The following is a 19,218-nucleotide window of genomic DNA, read 5'->3' as shown; positions in this document are numbered from 1 at the left end:
TTTTGACTCAGAACCACTGAGCCTGCAAGCAAGTGCCTCGGTCAGCAAGGCCCTAAATGAACAAAACTTGTACAGCAAAGATCAACACGCCCTAGCTATTAATATTAAATTTGAGAATGTAATACAGCCACAATATCTTCAGATTGTTTTAACCGTTTAATATCGTTGAACAACACCTCAGCCTCAGGGTATTGACGCTTTAAATAACCACACCATTGTTTAATTCTATTTGGGTAATATCGGCCTTTATCGCCGTATATTTCATATCCAGAATAACGGATCAGTAGCTGGGCTATATCTGCCCATGTCATCGCTGTTTCATTGTGTTTTATACACCTAGCTAGATTGGGCAACGCCAATGCACCGCGTCCAAGCATTATATTCTCGCACTGCGATTGCTGTTGGCACTGAAGGGCATCGGCTTGTGACCAAATTTCACCATTGGCGATAATAGGCGTAGCAATACGGCTTTTTATTTTCGCTATCCAATCCCAATATGCAGGAGGCTTATACCCGTCTCGTTTAGTACGCGCATGAATAACAATTTCTGACGCGCCGGCTGCTTCTAACGCTTGTGCATTTTCATAAGCCAAAGAGGTGTCGTCATACCCCAACCGAATTTTAGCGGTAACAACCTGTTCTTTAGGTACGGCAGAGCGGACCTCAGAAACAATGTCATACAGTTTATCTGGGGTTTGTAATAACACTGCTCCGCCTCGGCTCTTATTCACCGTTTTAGCAGGGCAGCCAAAATTTAAATCTATTCCAGGAGAACCCAATTCAATAGCAAGTTGTGCGTTTTCCGCCAACCATTGTGGATGTTGCCCTAAAAGTTGTACACGAACAGGCACTCCCGACGGGGTTTTACCTTCATTTTTGAGTTCAGGGCAATATTTAAGAAAGGTTTTTTTACTGAGTTTTTGCTCTACTACGCGAACAAATTCTGTGACGCATAAATCGAAACCACCGATACTCGTTAACATATCCCGCATTAAATGATCGACCACGCCCTCCATAGGCGCTAACACTATCTTCATGATTTGTTGTCGTTAGCTTCGCGCTGTGCACATCGGCGTAAAATAATCTGCTTTCTATCATCTGAAGCAGAATGCCAGCCTGTGATTTCATCAATATGGCGCTTACAACCTACGCAAATATCGGCGTTGTCCAGACAGCATTGGCCTATACAAGGCGATCCTAATACAAAGTTGTTTTCGTTCATTTAACTGTAACTACATAGTCAATTGCCGCTTTAATGGCGGTGACTTGTGCTAAATTACATTCTTGTGGCGTTGCGTTATCGCTATCAGGATACACTTCAGTGGTTGTAACATAAGTGGCCTCGGTGAAACCCGCACATAGATTTAGCGCTTTTTTATCGTAGTCAATCACGCCGTCACTGCTAATTTTCACACCAATAATTTTTTGCTGAGCATCAGTTGGTGCAACATGGGTCACTTGCTTGACTGCTTCAATAACCGCCCGTTGAAATTCAATTTCAGGCTTATGGGTATCTGCGACCAAATAAAAACCATCAGGTACTTGCCACACGCCTTGCTCAATTGCATCTCTCGCCGCTAATGCTGGTCTGAATTCTGAATTGTCCGAATCTGTGGTTTCATGCAAATCAATATGCAACAAAGGTTTTAAACCAATTGAAGATACAAACGCCATGGCGCTTTTTGCTTCTATTGAAGGTGAATCTGGAAAAAAATTACGGTTGGGGTCCACCGCATTCGCGCCCCAGCGATTAATGGTTTCATAACCCCAAGGGCTAATACACGGCAAAATAACTATATTTGCCAATTCGCTATAATGGGGTAATTGGTCAAATGCGAAATCAATAGCTCCTTGTACCCCACTGGTCTCATAACCATGTACACCACCGGTAACTAATACATCAGGTAAGTTTTCTTTTCTGTGAGTCGGTACAAGTGCAAATAAAGGGTATCGCGATGTATCTTGAGGCAAAGCACCGTATTGAACACATTGATGAGTTAACGAAGAAAACTGCTCTAAACGAGTGATGACCTCGTCGTGGTAGCTGCGTTTAATAGACTGAGCGTTAAACCATTGTTGTTTTTCATCGCTGTTCCACGGAATGCCAGAACGGCCGATAGGATAAAGAGAATTCATTGCTGCTAGCCTAAAAATAAAATGCGTGAGCTACAAATACAAAAAAAGCCCCACTTTTGCAAGTGAGGCTTCAATATGGCGTCCCCTAGGGGATTCGAACCCCTGTTACCGCCGTGAAAGGGCGGTGTCCTAGGCCTCTAGACGAAGGGGACAAAAAATCGTTATGAAAGCAAAACCTTCATGATCTTTTGTCAGAAAAAAGCATAACATGCTTATTTCTAACCTAGACTCTGGTGTTAATTTTTTTAGCCAAAAAACTAACGAAAATGGCGTCCCCTAGGGGATTCGAACCCCTGTTACCGCCGTGAAAGGGCGGTGTCCTAGGCCTCTAGACGAAGGGGACTAGGTTTGTTTTTTCTGGTGGAGCCAGGCGGGATCGAACCGCCGACCTCTTGCATGCCATGCAAGCGCTCTCCCAGCTGAGCTATGGCCCCGTGCTAAACACAGGAACAAATTTCAACTCAGTGACTGTTCCTTGACAGCGGGGCGCATTCTAGGCATCCCAATGGTTCATGTCAACGCTTTTTTTACGATTTTTCTCTGATTGATATAAAGTTGAGCGCCTTGTCTATTCGTTGACCAATTTCTGACTGTTTTAACAGCGCTAATGTCACATCTAGAGAAGGCGAGTTTCCACCGCCAGTAACAGCAACACGTAACGGCATCCCTACTTTCCCCATACCCACTTCAAGTTCTTCTGCCGTCGCATTAATGGCAGCTTGAATATGTTCAGCATCCCAGCAGGTTAAATCATTTAATTTTTGTTTTACCAAGGCTAACGCGTCTTTTGCCACTGGACGTAAATGCTTTTTCGCTGCTTTTTCATCGAACTCGTCATAGTCAGCATAAAAATAGCCACTAATCTCGGCTAGTTCTTTCAGCGTTTTCACTCTGTCGGCCTGTACGGTGATAACCGAGGCTAAACTAGGCCCTTGGCTTGTATCAATATTTAGTTGCTCAAAATGCCATACAGCATGTTCAGCAACCTCTTCAGCAGGCAACGATTTAATGTAGTGTTGATTTAACCAAATCAACTTATCGGTATTAAATGCCGACGCAGACTGTCCAATAGCATCTAAAGAGAAAAGCTCTATCATTTCCTCTAAAGAAAATATTTCCTGATCACCATGAGACCAACCTAAACGAACAAGGTAATTTAATAAGGCTTGCGGTAAATAACCATCATCGCGATATTGCATGACACCCACTGCCCCATGACGTTTAGATAATTTTTTACCGTCATCACCCAAAATCATCGATACATGGGCGTATTCTGGAATCGGTGCATTTAACGCAAGAAGAATATTAATTTGGCGAGGCGTATTGTTTATATGGTCCTCCCCTCTTACTACATGAGTAATTCCCATATCCCAATCGTCAACCACAACACAAAAGTTATAAGTTGGTGTACCGTCACTGCGAGCAATAATTAAATCGTCTAATTCACTATTGGCAATTTCTATGTCGCCGCGAATGTGATCTTTAATAACAACACTACCCTCTAACGGGTTTTTAAAACGAATAACAAAAGGCGCGTCCGCCGGATGATCATTTCTATCTCTCCAGGTACCAGGGTAACGGGGCTTTTCGCCGTTAGCTTTTTGTTCTTCTCTTATTTGGTCGAGCTCTTCAGCTGGCATAAAACATTTATAGGCTTTGCCCTCGGCTAACAGCTGATCGATAATTTCTTTGTATCGGTCGAATCTATCCGTTTGATATACCGGACCGACGTCAGCATCTAGGCCTAACCACGCCATACCTTCTAATATGGCTTGCTTAGCCGCTTCAGTTGAACGTTCAATGTCTGTGTCTTCAACACGTAAAACAAATTTTCCACCTTGGCTTTTAGCATATAACCAAGAATATAAAGCAGTACGAGCACCGCCTACGTGTAAATAGCCAGTAGGGCTTGGGGCAAAACGAGTTACAACAGACATAAAAGATACCTTAATCACGGTTTAGCCGCGCATTCTACCTTATGCCCTAACCTAGGCTCAAGTGCCCAATGTTCATCTTAAAATAGTTAAATAATCGCCAAAATGGCTAAAATTCATTCATACGATCAAACATATGAAAAATAGTGTTGACAGTTACAATTCCAACTCTATAATACCGCTCCACTTAGCCAAGGTTACTAACCAATTGGCAGAGTATGTGGACGCTTAGCTCAGTTGGGAGAGCATCGCCCTTACAAGGCGAGGGTCACTGGTTCAAGCCCAGTAGCGTCCACCAATTTTTAACTCTGAATTCTAAATTCAAGTTAGAAGGACGTAAAAATCGACTGGTTCAATAACTTCGTTACGAGCCATAGCAACGTCAAACAATTTACTACTTATCTATACAATGGACGCTTAGCTCAGTTGGGAGAGCATCGCCCTTACAAGGCGAGGGTCACTGGTTCAAGCCCAGTAGCGTCCACCATCTCTTAGTTATATATTCCTCAATTAGATATCCTTCTTAAATTTATTAAAATTCATTGTTATCTTAGTTGTTAATCAAACCTAGAATACGCCGCTAGGGATTAATTTGCTCTGACAAAAAGTCAATTACCCGTTTGTGGCGCATTTTAACCGCGGATAACTTTAAGTTACAAATATCGGCGATTTCTTGAAAATCCAACCCTGTACGGTATCGCAGCAACATAATATTGCGGTCGATAAATGACAGGTTGACCATTAACTCAGACAATGCGGTGGATATATCGTCCTGAGTGTTAACCTCATCAACAAGGTTTTCTAGGTAGTTCTCATCGCTTTCGTGGGTATCCCAACGGCGATCACGCATTTTATTGATACACTCATTGTGAGCAATTTTAAACAGCCACGCTTTAAAAGACACTGACCATTTGAAATTCTTCAAATGAGAGAGTGCCTTTATTATTGTTTCTTGAGTGACGTCTTCTGCATCGGCTTGATTCACCAACAATTTCCCACAATACCCTTTCAAAATGGGTAAGTAAGGCGTGACAAGTTGCTGAAACATACGCGTATCATAGGGCAAGCCCTCTTGCGCTAAAACAACGAGCTGACGTTCATTAAGTTGAGTCAAATTGTTATCGTGCTTCTAGCTTTTAGTAACTTTATTCGATAACAAAAAGGTATTGGGTACCGTGGTGATAAGCTCATCTTCACCGACTATTTTGGTTGCCACACTACCTATGGACGCCAAGGTTCCTTTAATTTCGTTAACTTCAATGCCATCTCCTGGCTGGTACATTTCTCGTAAATACACACCTGCCACCACTTCTTGCGCCATGGATTTAGTGCCTATACCTAGTGATATCGCAGCAGCTAAACCTACGCTAGCAATCACCACAGTCATAATGTTATTTAACAATGATACGTCAATATCTAGCTGAGTGATTGATAAGGAAACTGTGATAACAATGATGATTCCTCTGCATACTTCCGCAACCGAACGACCATAATCAACGCCTGTGTTACTTGCAGCAATTTTAACGCCGTTAAACACAATTTGAGCAACAAAGAAACCACAAAGCAATACAGCGAGAGAAGCCAGCAATTTAGGCAGAAATAACACTAGGGTATCGATTAAGTTCGATAATACAGTTAACCCTACAGTGTCTAATGCAGCAAGTAGAAAAATAAGTAAAAAGAAGGTGGATATAAGACTTGCAACAACTTGGCTTCCCTGAACACTGACATCCATCTTTTTCAATAATGTATCTAAACCCAATTTATCTAAAAAGGTATTGAAACCGATTTTGACCAAGCCTTTATTCAATACACTCTTAATAATAGATGCAACAACCCAGCCCACTAATAAAAAGACAAGAGCAACAAGTAGGTCAGGTAAAAACGTGACAATTTCATGCCAAATCGTAATAAAACCTGAATATGCTTTTTGCGTGATATTTTCATTTTCCATTATTTAGTTCCTTGTTCTGGTAATGTCGAATTTGTTCTTGTTTTTGGCGTTTTTGCCATTTGTTTGAATATTGGCTGTAAAATTTGCATAAAAAGGCTAGCAAAAACCACCCAAATAGAAGCCATACCTAATGCAGCCAAGTCTTTCACACCTTGTTGGTTATTCGCCGTTTTCGATGCGCGTTTAAACAATTCACCGTCAGATATACTGAACTCAAAATCAGTATCGTTTTCCAGTTGCTCTGTTATATCTTTCTCTAATTTATTCATGTCACCCTCAAGCAATCTTATTGTCGCTACAACCCTTTAACGGTCCACACATCTAAAAGTCACATTTTATTTGTTCGAATTTCATTCTTTTTGAGTGTTTTATTCGCGGCCCTTTTCGATTATCACATTCTACGTTAACTCGCTTGTTTCTATTAGGTTTTTTATCGCAAAAAGGCGAAAAAAGCTCACTTATAAAAAAATATAAATAAAAATTTTCTTAATTTTGTGACTTTCTGATTTCTATCCCGTTACAGCGTCAGGAGTTAGATAAAGCTCTAGAAACTCAATAAGGATCCATTTATGAAAATAGTTAAAATATCTCTACTAGCCGCGTTAATCAGTTCACCTCTGGCTGCAGATACAATTGATGAAACATGGGAAATCGGCGTATTTGGCGATTACATTAAATCAAGCACAGGTAAAGAAACGTCTCTCGATTTCCAACAAATAGAGGCTGGCAAAGGCATTGGTATAGACGTATCAAAAATTATAAATGATCAATGGAATTTTCGCTTTGAAGTGTCTCGTGCCCGTTACGATATTAATAACGGAACAGATAAAGATTACGGATACCGTTATGGTGTTGATGCCATATATAAAATAGAAGACTCTGGATGGTACCTTTTCTCAGGTATAAAGCGTTTTAATAACGTAAGAAGTTATAATGCACTAAATGTCGGTGCGGGTTATTCGTTATCGGTTAGTGAACGTTTTTCTGTATACAGTGAAGCCGCCATTTACCGTGATGTAGATTATGGTTACACAGACCAAGGCTTTAAACTTGGACTGAAATATACCTTTGGCGACGTTAAAAAAGCGCCAGTGGTAGCGCCAAAAGCAGAACCTACCCCAATAAAACCCGCAGTAGTTAGCGTAGTCGACAGCGATAATGATGGGGTCAAAGATTCCATCGACAAATGCAACAACACCCCAGCCAACGTAAAAGTGGATTCTAAAGGGTGTGCTTTGTATTCAGAAAAGTCAGTTGCGATTAACCTAAATGTTGGTTTCGAAAACAACAGTTCACAATTAAAAGCGTCCACGATGGACGATATACAGCGCTTGGCTGACTTTATGAAAACTTATACAAACACCAGTGTTGTTATAGAAGGTCACAGTTCTAAAGTGGGTACTTCTGAATATAATTTATACCTATCAGAAAAGCGTGCAAATGCAGTTAAAAACGTACTTACAAGCAAATTTGGTATTGCTGAAAGCCGTTTATCTGCAAAAGGCTTTGGTGAAACTCAGTTACTTTCTAATGGAAATAGACTAGCTGACCACATTGCTAACCGCCGTGTAGTTGCAAAAATAGAAACAACGGTAAAAGAAGTTGTCGAAAAAAATTAAAACTACCAATTAAAACGACGAAAGGGGAGTAAAGTACTTACTCCCCTACTTCTTCACTCCAAACCCACCAATTTTCTACCTTCTTCTGTTTTTAGCGAAAAATCCGTTCCCGAATAATGTCCGCCTTCAGGCCCACAAAGGTAAACAATACCTAGAGCCACGGATTCGGGCGAAATATGGCTAGACCAGTCAAGATTACTCACTACATTGATTTTTGCATCGCGAATTTTTTTCATCATCTCGGTCGCGACGGTGCCGGGCGATAAACCAATAACGTGAATGTTATAATGACTTAATTCTTTATGGGCTACTTCAGTTAATTTTTTAGCCGCTGCTTTTGTTGAACAATAATGACTCCAACCTTCCAGTATGCTATTCGCCGCCCCCGAACTTAAATTAATAATGGTGCCACCACCTTGAGATCGCATATGAGGCGCACAAGCGCGAATAACGTTGTAACTCCCTTTCAAATTGACGTCCACGGCTTTAGCCCATAAATCGGGGTCGCTATTAATCAAATGAGCTAAAGGGTCGATAGTTCCTGCACTATTCACTACAAAATCTAGACTGTCTGTTGCTAATACGGTTTCAACACATTTCACTACCGACTGATATTGCGTAACATCACAATGCAGCGCGGTGGCTGAAACACCTTGTTTTATCAACAAGTTGGATTGTTTTTCAATAACATCTAGTGATCTTGCAGCTAAAAACACTCTAGCGCCCTGCTCGCCAAACTTTTTGGCCGCAGCAAGACCAATACCTTGACTCGCGCCAATCACCAATACCGTTTTACCTTTCAAATAATCACTCATACATACGCCTTATAAACTGGATTTAATAAAGATTAATCGTGCGCTAATAACAGATAAACATGATTGACGACACTTCATTAATGCGTAAAATGCAGGAATGAATATAGATTTATTAAGACTCTTTGTTTCTACCTTTCAAAAAGGCAGCTTCGCAGCAGTTGCATTACAGCTGAATATTTCTCCGTCATCTGTATCTAGAGCGGTAGCAAATTTAGAAAAACAATTAAATACTCGGCTATTCCAAAGAAGCACTCGTACCTTAAAACCAACCCAAGCTGGCATAGAATATTATGAGCGTATTCGGACCATCCTCGATGAATTAGACAACCTTCATGAAGACATAAAATACGGTAAAGACTCCCCCTCAGGTACAGTGAAAGTAAGTGCGTCAACCACATTTGGGCAACGTGTACTTCCCGCTATAACCAAAGCATTTTACGAGAAATTCCCTCATATCAATTTAGAATTATCGCTGTCTGATAACCGATTAGATTTAATTGAAAATCAAATTGATGTTGCTATACGTCATGGTGCTCTGTCTGACAGCTCGCTCATTGCAAGAAAGCTCATTAGTGTGAATTATTTTTTAGTCGCTACCCCAGCTTATTTAGATACTCATCCACTCCTCACTCCTGAAGACTTAGTTAATCATCAAATAGTCTCATTTAATTATTCCGATTTTCGCAAACAATGGCACTTTACTAAGGACAACAGCACAAAAAGTATCTCCATCACGCCGTTTTTGCAGACGACGAATGCAGGTATGATCCGAGAGTGTGTATTACAAGATATGGGCATAGCGCTATTGGCCGATTGGACAACAAATGAAGATATTGCACAAGGAAAGTTAGTTCGATTATTGCCAGATTACCTTATATCTGGTGATACTCCACAAACGGCAATTTGGATGGTGCAGCCGAGTCGCTCGTACATCCCACGTAACGTGCTCGCATTTACCGAATTTTTATTTAACCATTTTAATAATTAGAATACATCGTTAACGAATAAGGCCTTAGTGTTCACCAAGGCCTTATTTAGCGATTAAAAATTAGCAGAAAACGTAAGGCTTATTTTACGAGGCTCTCCAGGATACAAAATCGTATCTCGCGTTCCACCATCAAAATAACGCTTATCGAAAATGTTCTCGATGTTTAACGCAATTGAATAATTGTCTCGTTCAAAATAAACCGCAGTATCAAAGGTTGTGTAACTAGGTAATTCAACTCTAGTTGAGGTATCAGAGCTGGTAAATCTTTCACTTTCATGATTAATACCTAATGACACACCGGTTAACCACCCCTTGAATGTTTCTGTTGCGTTGTAGCGAGTCCACAGGTAGAAATCATTTTTAGGCGCAAATGCAGTAGCATTTCCTTGTGTTGTCTCACTAGGACTTTTTGAAATAATTGAATCCACATAAGCGTAACCCGATTTAATTTGCCAGTTATCAATAGGCTGGGCTAAAAATTCAATTTCAAACCCACTGCTTTCTACTTCTCCAAGCAGCTCATCTTCACCGGTTTCTGGGTTATTTTCGACGATATTGTCTTGCACAATATCGAAATAAGCCACGGATATATTGGCTTTATCTTCAAACAAAAACGCTTTTGCACCTATTTCAAACTGTTTACCTTCTTCAGGGTCAAAACTGCCACCATCGGCGTTAGTATCTTCCACACTATTTGGGTTAAAGCTTTCGCCATAACTGGCATAAATCGACAGTTTATCTGTGGCTTTGTAGATAGCGCCAAGAGAAGGCACAAACGCATCGGTAATTTGATCGTTCGTCTCTTCACTTACTTGCTCAATAAAATCAACAAATTGTTTTTCATATCGAACCCCCACCATGGCTATCCAGTGTTCATTAAGGGATATCACGTCTTGAATATATGCACCATAATTCGATAATTCAGTGACACGGTCATTGACGCTTTCATTGCTGTCTTGTTCGACAGATGGGACACCTTCATTCAAAACGGGATTGAATATATCAATATTAGGAGTTATTGCCACTCCAAAACGGATACGGTCAAAGTCTCGTACTTCATAACCACCATTAAAGCCAAATAGCAGCTCATGTTCGATATTCCCGGTTTGAATTGCACCTCGTGAATTAATATCAACAAAGTGATATTCCCGCTTGTTAAGTTGGTTCCGGTCACGTCGTCTTAACGTACCGTCATCGTCATTAACACTGTTATTTTCAAATAGAATTCGGTTATCTTCATGCCAAACGCTTCGCCAGTTTGCCGTTAAATCAAATACGTCATTTATGGCGCTTTTATACGTGGCAAATGCAACAAAGGCTTCGTCGTTATCTACATCGCCATCTTCTTGATAACGGGTATTGATAGAGGCTGTTTGATTGATATCATTATTAAGCGCCACTAAACCTTGGTCAGCAGCCGCATTTTCTTTAACTAGCTCTAATCCAAAGGTTAATTCACTGATATCTGACATACGGTAAGTTAACGTAGGGAAAAGATAGTAACTTTCTTGATCGACGTTATCTCGGTATGAATTAATGGCATCGACGCTCACAATAAGTCGGTACAACCACTTTTCATCTTGAGTCAAGGCACCTGTCGCATCTAATGTGGCAGTGAAACCGTTATCAGTGCCTGCTGAACTCACGTCTGTGTCATAAGTCTGCCCAGATAAATCAAAATTAATAGATTGCTCTGCTTGAGGTTTTTTAGTTGAAATATTCACCAAGCCGCCAGGCTCAAGTTGCCCATAGAGCACAGATGCAGGGCCTTTTAACACCTCGATACGCTCAACATTAGCTGTTGTTGGCGAACCAAATCTAGACGCCAGCCCAGGTAAACCATTAATTTGAATACTTTGTAGACTTGCTGGAAGCCCTCGTAGGGTAAAGCTATTTGCATTAATTCCCGATTGGCTTAACCCCGTAGTGTAGCCATAGGCATCAGATAAGGTTTTGGCTCGTAAGTCACTTAGAAACACATCATTTATGGTATTAACCGTAAATGGCACATCGAAAGGGTCTGATAAGCCCTTAGTTGCAGTAGAAACCGCCGCATTCAAATACGACTCTTGTTTACCGACAACTTGAATAACTTCAATTTCGTCTTCATCGACACTCACTTCTTGGGCATGTATGTCAGTTACCGCAGATGTACAAATAATGCTCATCAACCAAAAACGTTTTTTCATCTATCATCCTTTTGCTAGATAGTTAGGTGTGTTGTAATTTCCGCAATTCTAACACATGCAAATAACAATGATTAGCATTTGCGATTAATTACTGAATAAAAAGCACAAAAGGTCAAACACGCCTTCTTTTAGTTGTTTATGATTAAGCCTACTGGTATCTAGGAAAGCACATGAAGCACTTAAACAGCATTCAAAAAGGCATTGAGTTTATTGAAGATAATTTGGATAAGCCGATTCCACTTACGACAATTTCAGCTCATGCCAATATCAGTCATTGGCACTTTCAACGAATATTTAAAGCCTTAACTAATGAAACCCTTAAGTCTTATGTTCGTTCACGACGTATTGCTAATTCTATGGACAGTTTATTTGACCAAAGGCTGTCGATCCTAGATGTTGCAATTGCATCTGGTTTTGAATCTCATGAAGCTTACACTCGCGCTTTCAAAAAGTTATTTGGTTATTCGCCCAGTGAATATCGGCAACGGGCTGCACAGCCTTTAATTATCAAGAAAGCCCGGTTTGATCATGAATATTTAGCCAATTTAAATCAAAATTTAACCTTAGAGCCTAGGTTATATGTATCAGAAGAAAAACACCTCATTGGCGTTAAAGTTGAAGTCATCGGAATTGAATCAGACAAAACCAATATAGCGGAAAAGCTCCCCAAACTTTGGCAAGATTTCATTCCAAGGCTATCTGAAATTAACCACAAAATTGAAGGGACCTGTTATGGCATCATTAATGTCGAAGAAAATGACGATGGAGAACAACGCTTGTTTTATACCGCATGTACTGAAGTATCAAAAGTCGTTCAGATACCAAAAGACATGACGTATTCAACTCTTCCACCTCAACAATACGCTGAATTTAAACACCACGGTCTAACAAACACCGAACATTTTAACCACACCATTAGTTATATTTATTCGAGTTGGTTACTGCGCTCAAACATGAAACACACCTATGGCCCAGATGTTGAAACCTATGGGCCAGAGTTTAAATACGATTCTAATGATTCAGTGGTGTACTACGCCGTTCCAGTAGAAGCCGCTAGCTAACCTGATTCCTGTTTAATTAAGGAGATACGATTATGATCACGTTATACAGTTTTGGTTCTAGTTTTAACCTCATTGACCCAAGCCCTTTTGTCGTCAAGACCCATTTTCTATTAACCCAATCCAACATACCTTTTGAAATATTAAGTGGCCCTCAGTATTTACAAAAAGCCCCTAAAGGCAAACTGCCCTTTATCACTGATGGTGACAAAACCGTCGCTGACAGTTTTTTCATTGAGCAATATATAAAGCAAGCATACGATTTTGACATTAATAGTCACTTGTCTGATCAACAAAAAGCTGAATGCGAATTACTGTGCGCAGCGTTAGAAGACCGTATGTACTGGTATATTGTTTATTTTCGTTGGGCCTACGATGCAAACTGGCAAGTATTAAAAGACACACTTTTCTCACGTTTACCATTTCCACTGAGTAAAATAGTGCCAAAAGTCGCCCGTAAAGACGTATTAAAAGCTTTGAGAGGACAAGGAACATCTCGGCACTCACAACAAGAAATACTGCAAATTGCCGAAGTTCAATTAGCGTCTATGAACAAGGTAATTGGTGACAAACCGTATTTTTTTAATGACCAGCTCAGTATGGCTGACATTTGTGCTTATTCCATGCTTGGGAATATTTTGGTTCCGTCATTACCGTCTCCTTTGCAAGACTTAGTGAAACACTTTCCTAACCTTGTGCGCTATTGTGAAAATATACATCAAACCTATTACCCTTAACTTAAACACGTCTTAAGTTACACATTTTTCGGCAAGTTCGTCTACAAAGTGTAAAAAACTTGTTAACTTTCCTCGTTTGATATTTACTAGATTTCCATCAAACGAAAGAGTTAGTCTGAATGCAAATTAACGATAAATCTGGGTTAACACCCTACCTTCCATCAGCAGATAGATACACAAACATGCATTTTAGACGATGCGGTAACAGCGGCATCCAGCTACCAGCACTCTCTTTGGGGTTGTGGCATAACTTCGGTTCGGTGGATTCATTGCTAAACGCAAAACGCATTGTAAGAACTGCATTTGATGCAGGTGTGACTCACTTTGATTTAGCCAATAACTATGGTCCCTCTTTTGGCAGTGCTGAAGAGAATTTTGGCCACATACTTAAAGACGATTTAGTCCATTACAGGGACGAACTTTTTATTTCCACCAAAGCCGGGTACGACATGTGGCCTGGCCCTTATGGTTATGGTGGCTCTAGGAAATACTTAGTAAGCAGTTTGGATCAAAGTTTACAGCGACTGGGGTTAGAGTATGTTGATGTGTTTTATCACCACTGCCCTGACATCGCGACACCTCTTGAAGAAACCGCTAGGGCATTGGATTACATCGTCCGTTCTGGTCGAGCCTTATATGTCGGTTTATCTAATTATAATGATGAACAAACAAAGAACATGGCTAAGCTGTTGGATGACTTAGGCACACCTTGCCTTATTCAGCAGTCCCGTTATTCAATGTTTGATCGGAATGTAGAAGAAAAACTATTAGACAAAGTCCAACAAAAGGGTATCGGGTTTATTGCTTTTTCGCCATTAGCGCAAGGGCTATTGACGGATCGTTACTTAACAAATATCCCTGAAGGATCACGAGCAAGCAAAGGCATGACTTATTTGGGTAAGAACGAGGTAACAGCGCTACAACCTAAAATAATAGCGTTAAATGAAATAGCACAACGCCGAGGGCAAAGCCTGTCGCAAATGGCATTATCATGGCTTTTGAAAGACCAACGGGTTAGTTCTGTATTAATAGGTGCAAGTAGTCCAGAACAGCTAGAACATAACTTACATTGCCTCAATGACCTTCATTTTGACGAAAGTGAACTGAACATAATTAAAGCTGTTTTAATGGGTTAACCTAGGGCGTGTTGATCTTTGCTGTACAGCAAAGATCAACACGCCCTAGTACTCGGCTAAAAGTCATGATAATTTGATTGATGACGATAACCTGTGTATGTAGTAGGCAACTGACAGTTCAATGAATCACAATTTAACCAAGAACATGCGTGTACTGGTCATAGACAATCACATGTTAGCCAGAGGTTACTTAAAATATTCAATGGAAGAACTTGGCTTTCAAAATATTGAATATATCGACAAACCAAACTTAGCATTAACCGCTTTACAAACAAACTATTACGATTTGATTATCTGCTCGTATCAACTAAAGAATGAGCAAGATGGCTATTTCCTCTATGAAAAATTCAAGTTAAGTGAATACTTCAGACCGACATCTGCATTTGTTTTTATTAGTGCTGATACAACGCCGGATATAGTACATAGTATTGTTGAGCTGCAACCCGATGACTTTTTAGCCAAGCCTTTTACAGTGCGAGAGCTAAGCAAACGCTTAACCCGTGTGTTAACCCGTAAACAAGCGTTGCGCCCTATTTATTCGCTGATCGAAAGCAACCAACTTGAATTAGCACTTTCAGAAATAGAAGTTTTTCTAAGTGAGTCTAAAAATGCCGACTTCTACCCAGTAGCGCTGAAACAAAAAGGAGAAATCCTGTTTGCAAAAGGTTTTATAGAGCAAGCAAAAGACTTTTATCAAGCCATTTTGAATGTACAGAATTTTACTTGGGCACAGTTCGGGTTAATTCGTTGCTTCATAAAATTAGACGAAGATGATGAAGCGGAAAAACGCATTTTAGAACTCGCTTTTCAACCTGACTCTATGCTTGCCGCATATGACCTTTTAACCGCACTACACATCAAACACAAAGACTTTGATGATGCGCTTGAATCAATACAAGTGGCTCGTAACGTATCTCCGAGAAACATTAATCGACACTATATGGCCGTAGATTTATCTCGTATAACTCATGACTACGAAACCCAATTTGAAGCAGCCAAACGACTAGTAAAATACGCCAAAAATTCTATCCACGATAAGCCTGAAATATACTTAAGTGTGGCAAGAGCGGGGATCGACTTCGCAATGACGGCAGAAAGCAGTGAAACATCGAAGTTATTAAAACAAGTTCATGAGTACATTAAACAAATGAGGTCCAGCTTTCCAAAAGCAGATTTGTCGGAACAAATGACAGTAATCGACGCCCGTATGCTGTACTTAAAAGACGAATCTCATAATGCCAAAGCATTACTCGATCAGCTTAGCAACACTCGACTAGAAGCGCAAAGTATGGAAGCCTTGCTAGACAAAGCTAAAGCCTTTCACGATGTAGGCTTACACGACAACGCATTAACCATTTTAGATGCAATCACTAAACGCTGTATCCAAGACAGTAAACAAAGTGAGTTATTCTTGCACTACATTCAACAAGAAAGAGAAGAAAAAGACAAAATACGCCACAGTCCTAAAAACTTGACGTCGTCGGCTGTGAATCAATACCAACAAGGCAATTTAGATGCTGCATTAGAAAACTTCCGACAAGCATTCACCATAATGCCCAAAAATCCGTCTATCGCATTAAATTTATTACAAGCTGCTGCAATCAGTATTCGCGACAAAGGACAGTCAAAGTACGATAAGGAAATGGTACGTAACTGCATGATAACCATTGAAAATGGCGCACTAAATGCTGAACAAGATCAGCGCTATCATAAAGTTAAAGAAATATTGAGAGAGCTAGATTGAAGCACAACCTGAAGAAGCACTCCCCAAATAACATAAAGATGTTAACCGCCTAGCATCGCAAGATGTTTTGTAGCACCGGTATTTCCTTCATGTAAAAAGTGGGTTGCCGCTTTTCTACCAATAAGTGACTGCAATTTTTGTTTTAACGCTTCAACATCTAAACTTGCAATTTCTGGCCGCATATCAAGACCTTGTTCGCTGAACAAACACAGGTGCAATTTCCCCAACGCACTGACTCTCAGGCGGTTACAAGTATCGCAGAAATCTTTAGCATAAGGTGTGATTAAGCCTATTTTCCCTAAGTAATCAGCATGCATAAACTCTTCTGCTGGCCCCGCATGTATTTCTCTTTTAATGGGTTTCCACCCAGTGCGAATTAGCATTTCTCTGACACTGGTTGCTCTTTGTTTATGAGATTGAAAAAACTGTCCAGATTGGCCGGTCTCCATTAACTCGATAAAACGCATAGTGACAGGCTTCGTCTTTAGAAGATCTAAAAATTGGTCCAATGTTTTTTGTGTGGTGGTCGACATCAAAACGGAATTGATTTTCACTAATAAACCTTGAGTTAAGGCTTCATCTACCCCATCAAGTACTTCAGAAAGTTTGTTTTGACCTGTAATTTCATGAAATTGCCGTGGGTCTAAGCTGTCAATGCTGATGTTAACTTGATTTAAACCCGCTTCTCGAAGTGGTCGAGACAAACGTTTAAGTCGCCCACCGTGGGTCGTCATTGCAACTAAATCGATACCTTTTGCTTGTGCAGCGGCAGCGGTAACCTCTACAATGTCTCTGCGCAATGTAGGCTCTCCGCCAGTTAAGCGAACTTTTTTTGTTCCTAAACTGGCAAACGCACGTATCACAGTGTCACATTCGTTTAGGCTTAAGAACTTTTCTGTTGTAGTAGGCATATATCCATTAGGCAAACAGTACTTGCAGCGAAAATTACACGCTTCAGTTAAAGATAACCTTAAGTAATAAAACCGACGGCCCAACGGGTCTTGTAACATAAAAATTCTACCCTCTACATACAACGAACCTAGTTTTCGACCCGTTTTATAATAGAGACCATAACAAAAAAAGGAACAATTTTTAAGCCATGCCGAAGCGAAGATTCAATTTAGATGAAAATACACCGTTTTATTGGCAAGTTATTTTGCAGCTTTGGCCTTATATGCTCGAATACAAAATTCGGGTTATTTTTGCTCTTCTTTGTTTAGTGGCGGCAAAAGGCGCGAGTGTACTACTGCCTTTTTTATTGAAATACATAGTTGATGATTTAAACCAAGATTCTAGTCAAACAGCACTTATCGCTGCCCCTGCTTCGCTTATTGTTGGTTATGGTTGTATTCGCCTGTTCAATACACTAATTGGCGAAGTAAGAGACACCCTGTTTGGACGAGTCACCGAGCGAGCAATGCGACGCATAGGCCTCAAAGTGTTTAACCACCTACATAAGTTAGAACTGGCTTTTCATTTAGACAGACAAACCGGCGGCTTATCGAGAGACATTGAAAGAGGATCTAGTGGTATTAGCTTTCTTATGCGTTTTATGGTGTTTAACATTGGCCCTACTTTACTTGAAATCATTATGGTCACAGGCCTGCTTTTTTATTATTACGGTTTCACCTTTGCTTTGATCATTTTATTGTCTGTGATTGCTTACGTAAGCTATTCAATTAAAGCAACAAATTGGCGAACTCGTTTTGTGAAGGAAATGAACAATGCTGATAATCGCACTCACACTCGTGCCATAGACAGCTTAATCAATTTCGAAACAGTAAAGTACTTTAGCAATGAGCAACACGAAGCCCAGTGCTATGACAAAAGCTTAGCGTCATGGGAAAACGCACGACGAAAGAACAGGTTATCTGTATTTGCACTTAACGGAGGTCAGGCCTTTATCATCGCTCTTTCAATGACCAGTATGATGCTAGTTGCAGCGAATGGCGTGGTAAATGGCACTATGACAATTGGTGATTTTGTCTTGATTAACGCCTTCACAATGCAATTGTTTTTACCTCTTAATTTTCTTGGTTTTGTTTACCGCGAAATAAAAGGATCCTTAGCAAATATTGAAAACCTGTTTTCGCTGTTACAGCGCCCATTAGCCATTAAAGATAACCCTAATGCCCCTGACATATGCGTGTCCTCAGGTAAAGTTAATTTCAATAATGTAAGCTTTCAATACAACGAAGAACGAAAAATACTCAAGCATATTAGCTTTACTGTAAACGCAGGCGAAAAAGTGGCCATTGTAGGAGAAAGCGGCAGTGGTAAGTCATCATTAATGAAGTGTTTATTTCGTTTTTACGATATTCAAACTGGGTCCATAGAAATTGATCACCAAGATATCAGCCAAGTAACGCAAGATTCTCTTCGAAAATCGCTAGGTATAGTCCCACAAGACACCGTTTTATTTAACGATACTCTGGAAGAAAACATACGTTACGGCAAGCCAGGCGCCAGTAACCAAGAATTACAGCGAGTAATCGAACTCGCCTACCTTTCTGATTTCATCAGCAAATTGCCTCAAGGTTTGCAAACAAGAGTGGGTGAAAGAGGGTTAAAATTATCTGGTGGAGAAAAGCAACGGGTCGCCATTGCTAGAGCCTTACTTAAAAATCCTCCGATCCTCGTGTTTGATGAAGCCACGTCTTCGTTAGATAGTGGTTCAGAACAAGCCATTCTCGCGGCTTTGCGAAATGCAGCAGAAGGCCATACAAGTATTGTCATAGCACACAGGCTTTCCACCATAGTGGATGCAGACAATATCATTGTTTTAGATAAAGGCAGTGTTGCAGAGCAAGGCTCCCACAATGAACTACTCAAACAAGGCGGTATTTACACCCAACTTTGGCAAGCTCAAAATTAATAATAAATATACCTCCACATATATTTGTATAAT

The 19,218-nt window shown here is 40.3% G+C and carries 17 protein-coding genes and 5 tRNA genes; 9 read left to right on the top strand and 13 right to left on the bottom strand.

Annotated features, from left to right (window positions below; translation table 11 throughout):
- Positions 1–104 precede the first annotated feature (104 nt).
- The 7 genes from J3L16_RS11040 to gltX form a co-directional block, all read right to left on the bottom strand.
- Complete coding sequence (locus J3L16_RS11040) at positions 105–1,037, bottom strand: tRNA-dihydrouridine synthase (protein WP_207613034.1); 933 nt, start codon at positions 1,035–1,037, stop codon at positions 105–107.
- Complete coding sequence (locus J3L16_RS11035; RefSeq protein ID WP_207613033.1) at positions 1,034–1,222, bottom strand: DUF1289 domain-containing protein; 189 nt, start codon at positions 1,220–1,222, stop codon at positions 1,034–1,036. The genes J3L16_RS11040 and J3L16_RS11035 overlap by 4 nt, the downstream gene beginning before the upstream one ends.
- A complete protein-coding gene (locus J3L16_RS11030; protein WP_207613032.1) occupies positions 1,219–2,136 on the bottom strand; it encodes a DUF2817 domain-containing protein in 918 nt (305 codons plus the stop codon). The genes J3L16_RS11035 and J3L16_RS11030 overlap by 4 nt, the downstream gene beginning before the upstream one ends.
- Before the next feature lie 76 nt (positions 2,137–2,212).
- A tRNA-Glu gene (locus J3L16_RS11025) sits at positions 2,213–2,288 on the bottom strand.
- Positions 2,289–2,403: 115 nt separating this feature from the next.
- Positions 2,404–2,479 (bottom strand) — tRNA-Glu (locus J3L16_RS11020).
- Between the two features lie 15 nt (positions 2,480–2,494).
- A tRNA-Ala gene (locus J3L16_RS11015) sits at positions 2,495–2,570 on the bottom strand.
- A gap of 93 nt (positions 2,571–2,663) precedes the next feature.
- The gene (gene gltX, locus J3L16_RS11010; protein WP_207613031.1) at positions 2,664–4,073 is read right to left on the bottom strand and encodes a glutamate--tRNA ligase; all 1,410 of its coding nucleotides are present in this window, start codon (positions 4,071–4,073) and stop codon (positions 2,664–2,666) included.
- 219 nt (positions 4,074–4,292) lie between these two features.
- Here gltX and J3L16_RS11005 point away from each other — a divergent pair.
- Both J3L16_RS11005 and J3L16_RS11000 read left to right on the top strand, forming a co-directional pair.
- Positions 4,293–4,368: transfer RNA gene (locus J3L16_RS11005), tRNA-Val, on the top strand.
- A 113-nt stretch (positions 4,369–4,481) separates the two neighbouring features.
- Positions 4,482–4,557 (top strand) — tRNA-Val (locus J3L16_RS11000).
- Positions 4,558–4,650: 93 nt separating this feature from the next.
- On the opposite strand, the gene sigX is transcribed toward J3L16_RS11000, so the two are convergent.
- Genes sigX through J3L16_RS10985 form a run of 3 tightly spaced genes read right to left on the bottom strand, consistent with a single transcriptional unit; the run spans position 4,651 to position 6,293 of the window.
- Entirely contained in the window at positions 4,651–5,184 is a 534-nt protein-coding gene (gene sigX / locus J3L16_RS10995; RefSeq protein ID WP_207613030.1) for an RNA polymerase sigma factor SigX, read from the bottom strand.
- 15 nt (positions 5,185–5,199) lie between these two features.
- Positions 5,200–6,024, bottom strand: a complete 825-nt coding sequence (locus tag J3L16_RS10990; RefSeq protein WP_207613029.1) for a mechanosensitive ion channel family protein — start codon at positions 6,022–6,024, stop codon at positions 5,200–5,202.
- On the bottom strand, positions 6,024–6,293 hold the full coding sequence (locus J3L16_RS10985; RefSeq protein ID WP_207613028.1) for a hypothetical protein: 270 nt from the start codon (positions 6,291–6,293) through the stop codon (positions 6,024–6,026). Before J3L16_RS10985 ends, J3L16_RS10990 begins: the two co-directional genes overlap by 1 nt.
- 300 nt (positions 6,294–6,593) lie before the next feature.
- Between J3L16_RS10985 and J3L16_RS10980 the strand changes: the two genes are divergently transcribed.
- On the top strand, positions 6,594–7,643 hold the full coding sequence (locus J3L16_RS10980) for an OmpA family protein (RefSeq protein WP_207613027.1): 1,050 nt from the start codon (positions 6,594–6,596) through the stop codon (positions 7,641–7,643).
- Between the two features lie 53 nt (positions 7,644–7,696).
- Here the strand turns inward: J3L16_RS10980 and J3L16_RS10975 are convergent, their stop codons facing one another.
- Entirely contained in the window at positions 7,697–8,458 is a 762-nt protein-coding gene (locus tag J3L16_RS10975) for an SDR family oxidoreductase (RefSeq protein ID WP_207613026.1), read from the bottom strand.
- Positions 8,459–8,555: 97 nt separating this feature from the next.
- Here J3L16_RS10975 and J3L16_RS10970 point away from each other — a divergent pair, with 97 nt between their 5' ends.
- Positions 8,556–9,446 (top strand): LysR family transcriptional regulator, encoded by an 891-nt coding sequence (locus tag J3L16_RS10970; protein ID WP_207613025.1) that lies wholly within the window; start codon positions 8,556–8,558, stop codon positions 9,444–9,446.
- A gap of 53 nt (positions 9,447–9,499) precedes the next feature.
- On the opposite strand, the gene J3L16_RS10965 is transcribed toward J3L16_RS10970, so the two are convergent.
- Positions 9,500–11,635: a TonB-dependent siderophore receptor gene (locus J3L16_RS10965; RefSeq protein ID WP_207613024.1), complete on the bottom strand. Its 2,136-nt coding sequence runs from the start codon at positions 11,633–11,635 to the stop codon at positions 9,500–9,502.
- 170 nt (positions 11,636–11,805) lie between these two features.
- Here J3L16_RS10965 and J3L16_RS10960 point away from each other — a divergent pair, with 170 nt between their 5' ends.
- The 4 genes from J3L16_RS10960 (at position 11,806) to J3L16_RS10945 (ending at position 16,310) form a co-directional block, all read left to right on the top strand.
- On the top strand, positions 11,806–12,696 hold the full coding sequence (locus J3L16_RS10960; protein ID WP_207613023.1) for a helix-turn-helix domain-containing protein: 891 nt from the start codon (positions 11,806–11,808) through the stop codon (positions 12,694–12,696).
- 32 nt (positions 12,697–12,728) lie between these two features.
- The gene (locus J3L16_RS10955; RefSeq protein WP_207613022.1) at positions 12,729–13,430 is read left to right on the top strand and encodes a glutathione S-transferase family protein; all 702 of its coding nucleotides are present in this window, start codon (positions 12,729–12,731) and stop codon (positions 13,428–13,430) included.
- A 119-nt stretch (positions 13,431–13,549) separates the two neighbouring features.
- Positions 13,550–14,566 (top strand): aldo/keto reductase, encoded by a 1,017-nt coding sequence (locus J3L16_RS10950; RefSeq protein WP_347564660.1) that lies wholly within the window; start codon positions 13,550–13,552, stop codon positions 14,564–14,566.
- Positions 14,567–14,687: 121 nt separating this feature from the next.
- The gene (locus tag J3L16_RS10945) at positions 14,688–16,310 is read left to right on the top strand and encodes a response regulator (RefSeq protein ID WP_207613021.1); all 1,623 of its coding nucleotides are present in this window, start codon (positions 14,688–14,690) and stop codon (positions 16,308–16,310) included.
- Positions 16,311–16,351: 41 nt separating this feature from the next.
- On the opposite strand, the gene moaA is transcribed toward J3L16_RS10945, so the two are convergent.
- Positions 16,352–17,320, bottom strand: coding sequence for a GTP 3',8-cyclase MoaA (gene moaA / locus J3L16_RS10940; protein ID WP_207613020.1), 969 nt, complete (start codon positions 17,318–17,320; stop codon positions 16,352–16,354).
- An 89-nt stretch (positions 17,321–17,409) separates the two neighbouring features.
- Between moaA and J3L16_RS10935 the strand changes: the two genes are divergently transcribed.
- Positions 17,410–19,185, top strand: a complete 1,776-nt coding sequence (locus tag J3L16_RS10935) for an ABC transporter ATP-binding protein/permease (RefSeq protein ID WP_207613019.1) — start codon at positions 17,410–17,412, stop codon at positions 19,183–19,185.
- Positions 19,186–19,218 lie beyond the last annotated feature (33 nt).

The organism is Alteromonas sp. 5E99-2 (assembly GCF_017368475.1).
Lineage (GTDB): Bacteria > Pseudomonadota > Gammaproteobacteria > Enterobacterales > Alteromonadaceae > Alteromonas_F.
The sequence above is the reverse complement of the archived record's forward strand: the minus strand, read 5'-3'. Positions and strand labels throughout refer to the sequence as shown.